We start from the raw sequence: 6686 nt of genomic DNA on the forward strand, positions 1-6686 counted from the left end.
CAGAGGCAGACCTTACCTCTCGCTGTCGAGCGCCGACATGGAGTGCGGGTCATAACGGTCACCGTAGGCCGCTCCGGCGGGCACCGCGGCCTCGATCCGGGACAGGTCGGCCTCGGTCAGCACGACATCCAGCGCGCCCAGCGACTCGGCGAGCCGCGCCCGGGTGCGCGCGCCGACCAGCGGCACGATGTCGTCGCCGCGGGACAGGGCCCAGGCGACGGCGATCTGCGCGACGCTGGCGCCCCGGTCCTGCCCGACCCCCCGCAGCGCCTCGACCAGGGCCAGGTTGCGGTCCAGGTTGTCGCCGGTGAACCGGGGCAGGTGCGCGCGGAAGTCGCCGGTGCCGGTGCCGCGCTCCCGCGACCAGTGGCCGGACAGCAGGCCGCGGGAGAGCACGCCGTACGCGGTGACGCCGATGCCGAGCTCGCGGGCGGTGGGCAGGATGTCCGCCTCGATGCCGCGTGAGATCAGCGAGTACTCGATCTGCAGGTCGGCGATGGGGTGCACGGCCGCGGCGCGGCGCAGCGTGTCCGCGCCGACCTCGGACAGGCCGATGTGCCGGATGTGGCCCGCCTTGACCAGGTCGGCGAGCGCGCCGACGGTCTCCTCGATCGGGACGTTCGGGTCGAGCCGGGCGGGCCGGTAGATGTCGACGTAGTCGGTGCCCAGGCGGTTGAGCGTGTACGCGAGGAAGTTGCGGATCGCGACCGGGCGGGTGTCCACCCCGTTCCAGCCGCCGTCGGCGTCGCGCAACGCGCCGAACTTGACGCTGATCACGGCGTTCTCCCGGGCGCGGCCCCGGAGCGCGTCGCGCAGCAGCAGCTCGTTGCGGCCCATGCCGTAGAAGTCGCCGGTGTCGAGCAGGGTGACGCCCGCGTCGAGCGCCTCGTGGACGGTGGCCACGCTTTCGGCCGCGTCGGCGGGGCCGTACAGGTCGGACATGCCCATCAGGCCCAGGCCCAGTGCGGACACGCGGGGTCCGGTGGCGCCGAGGGTGCGAGAAGCCGGGGTCGGGAAACGTTCTGTCATGCCCCCGAGCGTGACATGACAGATGACAGATTTCAAGTTTTGTCAGTTGCTCCGTGATCGCGGTCACGCGTGTTGCCGACGCGCCAGGACCAGCGCCTGCGGGGATCGCGGCGGGCACGCCGGCCCGCCCGCGGGATCGCCGTGCCCGGACCGTGCCGGTCGCGCACGTCCCGGCGGTATGCCCAGGCCTCGTGCCAGACGTGCAGGTACACCCCGCGGTCGAGGTACCGGCGCGGCCCGGTGATCGGGTATCCGGCATGGTCGTGGTAGAGCCACCACACCGGCAGCACGGTGAACAGCGCGTAGTTCGCCGCGATCAGCGGCAGGTAGAGCGGCCCGAACAGGCGCGCCTGGCGCACGTGCACGTCCTCGTGCCGCTCGCACGCGGCGGTGGCGCCCGCGACGACGTTGCCGACCGTGGTCGCGTACCCCCGGATGGCCTGCTCGCGCAGGTTGACCCGGCCGCGATGGCGGCAGGCGGACGGGTCCAGCCGGTGCCCGCGAGCCAGGTTGGCGGTCAGGAAGACCGCCCCGGCGCACGTGTTGACCAGGCTCCAGCTGTGGTCGACGGCGAACAGCCCCACCCCGTGGGCGGTGGGCTGATACGCCCGCACCCGGCCGACCGCCCATCCGTACGGCACCGCCGCGACCGCCGCGACCGCTCCCCCGACGAGCGCCCCGGCCGGCCCCAGCACCCACCCTGCCGCGGCGCCCACCGCCGCGACCTGGATCAGCGCCGACAGCGCCCCACTCAGCCACGCCCCTATGCACGCAGACTAACCACCCCCGGCCACCCACCCGCCCCTTGATCATCCGACTTGCCAGGCAACCGGGCGTATCTTGGGCCCGCTTTCGCCCATGTGCCTGGCAAGTCGGATGATCTTCAGCGGCCGGAGGTGTTGGTGACGGGGCCCTCGCCAGGCGGGGCGGGGGCGTGCTTGTCGCACTGCGCCATGGCGGCCTTGAAGGTGGGGTCGTCGGGGCTCATGCCGGGCTGGTTGCCGTCGGCCTGGATGCCCTCGTCGGTGGGGTCGGGGAAGTTGCGCACGCCGTTGTCACGCATGCACTGGGCCAGTCTGCGCAGCTGCTCCACGCGGGCCGGGTCGAGCTTCTGCTTCTCGCCGCCGCCGGGGGCGTACCGCCGGCATGTCCGCATGGCGGCTTCGAGCTTCTCCTTGCCGGTGCCCTGCGGGGCGCTGAGGTTGACCCCGCCGCCCTCGTGGAACTGCGGGTCGGGGAAGTCCGGCACGCCGTTGTCCCGGATGCACTGGCTGAACCGCAGCGCCTGCTCCCGCTCGCTCGTCTGCGCCGGCGGGGTGCTCGCGCCGGGTGCGCCGCTCGCCCCCGCCACGGTGGCCACCTGCGGCTCCTCGGCTCCCTGGGCGCAGCCCGCCAGGGCCGCCGCCAGCAGCGCCCCGAGCAGGACGCCCGACCTGATTCGCATGATCGTCTCCTTCCGCGGCCGTGGTCCGGCCGCGGACAGCAGTAGAGCGCCCGGCCCGTCTCCCGGCCGTCACCGCCGACGATGACGCTGCGGAAACACGGCCGCATGGCACCCTTGCCCGATGCGGATCCTGGTGGTCGAGGACGAACCCCTGGTGGCCGACGCGGTCGCCCGGTGGCTGCGCGGCGACGCGCACGCGGTGGACGTGGTGCACGACGGCGGCGCGGCGCTGGACCGCCTCGGCGTCAACGACTACGACGTCGTCGTGCTGGACCGCGACCTGCCCGTCGTGCACGGCGACGACGTGTGCCGCAGCCTGGCCGCGGGCGGCGCCGACGCGCGGGTGCTGATGCTCACCGCCGCCGCGGACGTCGACGACCGGGTCGCCGGGCTGGCCCTGGGCGCCGACGACTACCTGCCCAAGCCGTTCGCGTTCGCGGAGCTCGCGGCGCGGGTCGTCGCGCTGGGCCGGCGCGCCCGCCCGGCCGCGCCGCCCGTGCTGCAGCGGGCGGGCATCCGGCTCGACCCGCACCGCCGGGAGGTGTACCGCGACGGGCGCTACGTGCCGCTGTCGCGCAAGGAGTTCGCCGTGCTGGCCGAGCTGCTGCGCGCCGACGGGGCCGCCGTCTCCGCCGAGCAGCTGCTGGAGAAGGCGTGGGACGAGCACGCCGACCCGTTCACCCACGCCATCCGGATGGCCGTGCTCAAGCTGCGGCGCAAGCTCGGCGACCCGCCGGTGATCCTGACCGAGCCGGGTGTGGGGTACCGGATCCCGTGAACCGGCTGACCATCCGCGCCCGCCTCACCCTCGTCTACGGCGGGCTGTTCCTGCTGGCCGGCGTCCTGCTGCTGGCGGTGACGTACGCTCTGGTCGCGCAGCGGCCCCCCGGCCAGGTCGGGCACACCGTCTCCGGCCCGACCACGACCGTCGGCGGACCGGCCCACGGCACTGCCTCGCCGGGCGGTGCGCAGCCGGGAGCTGCGCAGCCGACCGCCGGGCAGGCGACCCCGCCGCCGGGCGGCGGCCCCATGCCGGACGTGCCCGGCGGGGTGCCGCCCGAGGGGGAGCAGCCGCTGCACCAGGAGGCGAGCCTGCTGATCCACCAGACCGCCGAGGACACCTGGAACGACGCCCTGGACGCGCTGCTGGCCCAGGGCGGCATCGCGCTGGCCGTGGTCGGCGCCGTCGCCGTGGCGCTGGGCTGGCTGCTCGCGGGCAGGATGCTGCAACCGCTGCACCGGGTCACCGAGACCGCGCGCCGCATCGCCGACGCCCCCGCCGCCGACCGCGGCCTGCACGAACGGATCGCGCTGACCGGGCCGGCCGACGAGGTGAAGGAGCTCGCCGACACGTTCGACGTGATGCTGGCCCGCCTCGACCGGGCCTTCGACGGGCAGCGGCACTTCATCGCCAACGCCTCGCACGAGCTGCGTACGCCGCTGACGGTGAACCGCTCGCTGCTGGAGGTGGCGCTGCACCGGGGCGAGGGCGGCCCGGAGCTGCGCCTGCTCGCCGGGACCCTGCTGGAGACGAACGCGCGCCAGGAGCGGTTGCTCGACGGGCTGCTGGTGCTGGCGCGCGCCGAGCGGGAGCCGTCCGGGCGGGCGTACGTCGACCTGGCCGACATCGTCGAGCACGTCACCGGGCAGACCGCCGCCGGCCCGGTGCGGGTCGACGCGGCGGCGGACGAGGCGCCCGTCGACGGCAACCCGGCGCTGCTGGAGCGCCTGGTGCAGAACCTGGTCGACAACGGGATCAGGCACAACGCGGCCGAGGGCGGCTGGGTGCGGGTCACGTGCGGCCCCGGCCCGGACGGCACCGTGGTGCTGCAGGTGGCCAACACCGGACCGGTGATCCCCGGTTACGAGGCGCCCCGGCTGTTCGAGCCGTTCCATCGGCACGGCGCGGACCGGATGGCCGCCGTGCCCGGCGCGGGGCTCGGGCTGTCCGTCGTGCGCGCGGTGGCCCGCGCGCACGACGGCGACGCGCGGGCACAGGCCCGTGAGGGCGGCGGTCTGGTCGTGACGGTCACCCTGCCGCGCGCCGCGGACGAGGCCGGCGACGGCGACAGCGCGCACCTTGTTCCCGCGCAGGCAGGCGGCGGCCGGTGACCGACCTCGCCCGGCCGGGGGCGCCGACCGGCGCCCGGCCTTCCGGGGTCAGCCGATGACGGCGAGGAAGGCGCGGGCGATGACGGCGTGCCCGGCGAGGTTCGGGTGGATGCGGTCGTGGGCCCAGTCCGCCGGGGTGGTCGTGGTCAGGGCCCGGTCGAAGGCCGCCTGCACGGGCACGTGACGCGCGCCGAACTCCGCCGCGAGTGCCTTGACCACGTCGGCGTACGCGGCGGTCATGGTGTACTGCGGATCGTCGCGGTCGGACTCGATCAGGTACGGGTCGGCGAGGATGAGCCTGCAGCCGGTGCGCTTGACCGCGTCGGCGAGCAGGGTGCGCAGGGTGGCCTCGTACTCCCCGATCGGCACGGCCTGGTCGGCGCGGTCCTGGAAGAAGCGCCACACGTCGTTGATGCCGATCTTCACGCTGAGCCAGTCGGGGCGCTGCTCGATGACGTCGGTCTCCCAGCGGGCGGCCAGGTCGCGCACGGTGTCGCCGCTGATGCCGCGGTTCACCCAGGTCAGGCCGAGCTCGGGATGCGCGGCGGTGACGAACGCCTGCACCAGGCTCATGTACCCGTTGCCGTACGGCGCGGCGTGGTCGCGGCGGCCGCAGTCGGTGATGCTGTCGCCGATGAAGACGACGCGCTGCCCCTGTTCGAAGATCACCGGGCCATGCTACGGGCCGGGCCGCCGCGCCGCGATCCCCGCTCACGTCTTGGGCGAGTACAGCCAGGGATCGGTGAGGTCGTAGTAGGCCACATAGGAGGTGTACTCCGTCATACGGTCGATCGCGCCCTGCAGCTCCGGCGGCAGCCGCAGCTGCTCACCCTCGCGGGCCTGCTCCAGCGTGGTGAAGTAGACCGCCTCGGTGAACGTGTGGTCGTGGTGCAGCACGACCGTCCCGCCGATCAGCTCCGGCCGGAAGATCCGCAGGTTCGTCGACAGGCGCTCGACGGTGTCCAGCAGGCGGCCCGGGTCGGTGGTGGTGCCGTGGGCGACCTGCACGAACCCGGCGTCGTCGGAGCCCGCGCCCAGATAGGTGCGCACCTGCTTGCCGTCGGCGAAGACCGGGTCGGTCACCAGCTGCGACGTCTCGCGCCACCAGGCGTCCTGCTCGGGCCGCTCGCTGTTGCGCCGGGCGGCCTCCGGCGAGTCGAACCGGGCCAGCAGCATCGCCCGGCCGTCGGCGGTGACGCCGCCGGTGCTGCCCAGCCAGCCCTCGGCGTCCGGCGACAGGTCGCGTACCCAGACTTCCAGGGCTTCGTGCAGTGCGGCGGGGTCGGTCGCCCGGCCGCGGATCACCTGAACGAACATGGCGGACCCCCTCCCCACGACGGTACGTCCCGGTGCCCGGCCCGGGTCGGCGAAGCCGGAAGTCGGCGCGTATCCGCTGCATATACTGCTTGACGAGGTGGATGCCATGGATCTGCTCAACGGTTACCGGGCGAGTCTGGCCGAGTTCACCGAGCGAGTCGCGCAGGTGAGCCCGCAGCAGTGGGCGGAGGCCACGCCGTGCCCCGACTGGGACGTCCGGGCGCTGGTCAACCATCTGGTCGGCGAGGACCGGTGGACGGTGCCCATGTTCGCCGGAGCGAGGATCGCCGACGTCGGCGACCGCTTCTCCGGCGACCTGCTCGGCGACGACCCGGCCGCGGCCGCCGCCGACGCCGCCCGCGAGGCCCGCGCCGCGGTCACCGCACCCGGCGCGATGGACCGCGTCGTGCATCTGTCCTTCGGCGACGCTCCCGGCAGCGAGTACGCGTACCAGCTCACCGCCGACCACCTCATCCACGCCTGGGACCTGGCCGTGGCGATCGGGGTGGATCCGACGCTGGACCCGGCGGCGGTGAAGGTCGTCGCGGACTGGTTCACCGCCGAGGAGCAGGCCTACCGCGGCGCCGGGATCATCGGCCCCCGCGTCGACCTGCCCGACGGCGCCGACGCGCAGGACCGCCTGCTGGCCGCGTTCGGCCGCGACCCCGGCTGGGCGCCGGACTGAGGTTCCAGTGAAGATGGTGATGGTCTCACCGCTCGGGTCTGACTCCGAGGTTCCTTGACTCGAAGTTGATGTCGTTAGCGGGATTTGTCGGCTCCAGTG

The 6686-nt window shown here is 74.1% G+C and carries 8 protein-coding genes; 3 read left to right on the top strand and 5 right to left on the bottom strand.

Annotation, left to right across the window (positions count from 1 at the left end):
• Nucleotides 1-12 precede the first annotated feature (12 nt).
• From AB0J67_RS24260 to AB0J67_RS24270, 3 genes are all read right to left on the bottom strand, one after another.
• Nucleotides 13-1029, bottom strand: a complete 1017-nt coding sequence (locus AB0J67_RS24260) for an aldo/keto reductase (RefSeq protein WP_363485723.1) — start codon at nucleotides 1027-1029, stop codon at nucleotides 13-15.
• A gap of 32 nt (nucleotides 1030-1061) precedes the next feature.
• Entirely contained in the window at nucleotides 1062-1745 is a 684-nt protein-coding gene (locus AB0J67_RS24265; protein WP_363485724.1) for a glycine zipper family protein, read from the bottom strand.
• 167 nt (nucleotides 1746-1912) lie between these two features.
• On the bottom strand, nucleotides 1913-2473 hold the full coding sequence (locus AB0J67_RS24270; protein WP_363485725.1) for a hypothetical protein: 561 nt from the start codon (nucleotides 2471-2473) through the stop codon (nucleotides 1913-1915).
• 121 nt (nucleotides 2474-2594) lie between these two features.
• Between AB0J67_RS24270 and AB0J67_RS24275 the strand changes: the two genes are divergently transcribed.
• Together AB0J67_RS24275 and AB0J67_RS24280 are read left to right on the top strand one after the other, a co-directional pair.
• Nucleotides 2595-3251 (top strand): response regulator transcription factor, encoded by a 657-nt coding sequence (locus AB0J67_RS24275; RefSeq protein WP_363485726.1) that lies wholly within the window; start codon nucleotides 2595-2597, stop codon nucleotides 3249-3251.
• Nucleotides 3248-4585, top strand: a complete 1338-nt coding sequence (locus tag AB0J67_RS24280; protein WP_363485727.1) for a HAMP domain-containing sensor histidine kinase — start codon at nucleotides 3248-3250, stop codon at nucleotides 4583-4585. The genes AB0J67_RS24275 and AB0J67_RS24280 overlap by 4 nt, the downstream gene beginning before the upstream one ends.
• 48 nt (nucleotides 4586-4633) lie before the next feature.
• Here the strand turns inward: AB0J67_RS24280 and AB0J67_RS24285 are convergent, their stop codons facing one another.
• A complete protein-coding gene (locus tag AB0J67_RS24285; RefSeq protein WP_363485728.1) occupies nucleotides 4634-5254 on the bottom strand; it encodes an SGNH/GDSL hydrolase family protein in 621 nt (206 codons plus the stop codon).
• A gap of 42 nt (nucleotides 5255-5296) precedes the next feature.
• Complete coding sequence (locus tag AB0J67_RS24290) at nucleotides 5297-5902, bottom strand: hypothetical protein (protein WP_363485729.1); 606 nt, start codon at nucleotides 5900-5902, stop codon at nucleotides 5297-5299.
• Between the two features lie 106 nt (nucleotides 5903-6008).
• Here AB0J67_RS24290 and AB0J67_RS24295 point away from each other — a divergent pair, with 106 nt between their 5' ends.
• Nucleotides 6009-6587, top strand: coding sequence for a TIGR03086 family metal-binding protein (locus AB0J67_RS24295; protein ID WP_363485730.1), 579 nt, complete (start codon nucleotides 6009-6011; stop codon nucleotides 6585-6587).
• Nucleotides 6588-6686: the final 99 nt, after the last annotated feature.

This window comes from Catellatospora sp. NPDC049609, from assembly GCF_040675365.1.
In the GTDB taxonomy this organism is placed as follows: Bacteria; Actinomycetota; Actinomycetes; order Mycobacteriales; family Micromonosporaceae; genus Catellatospora.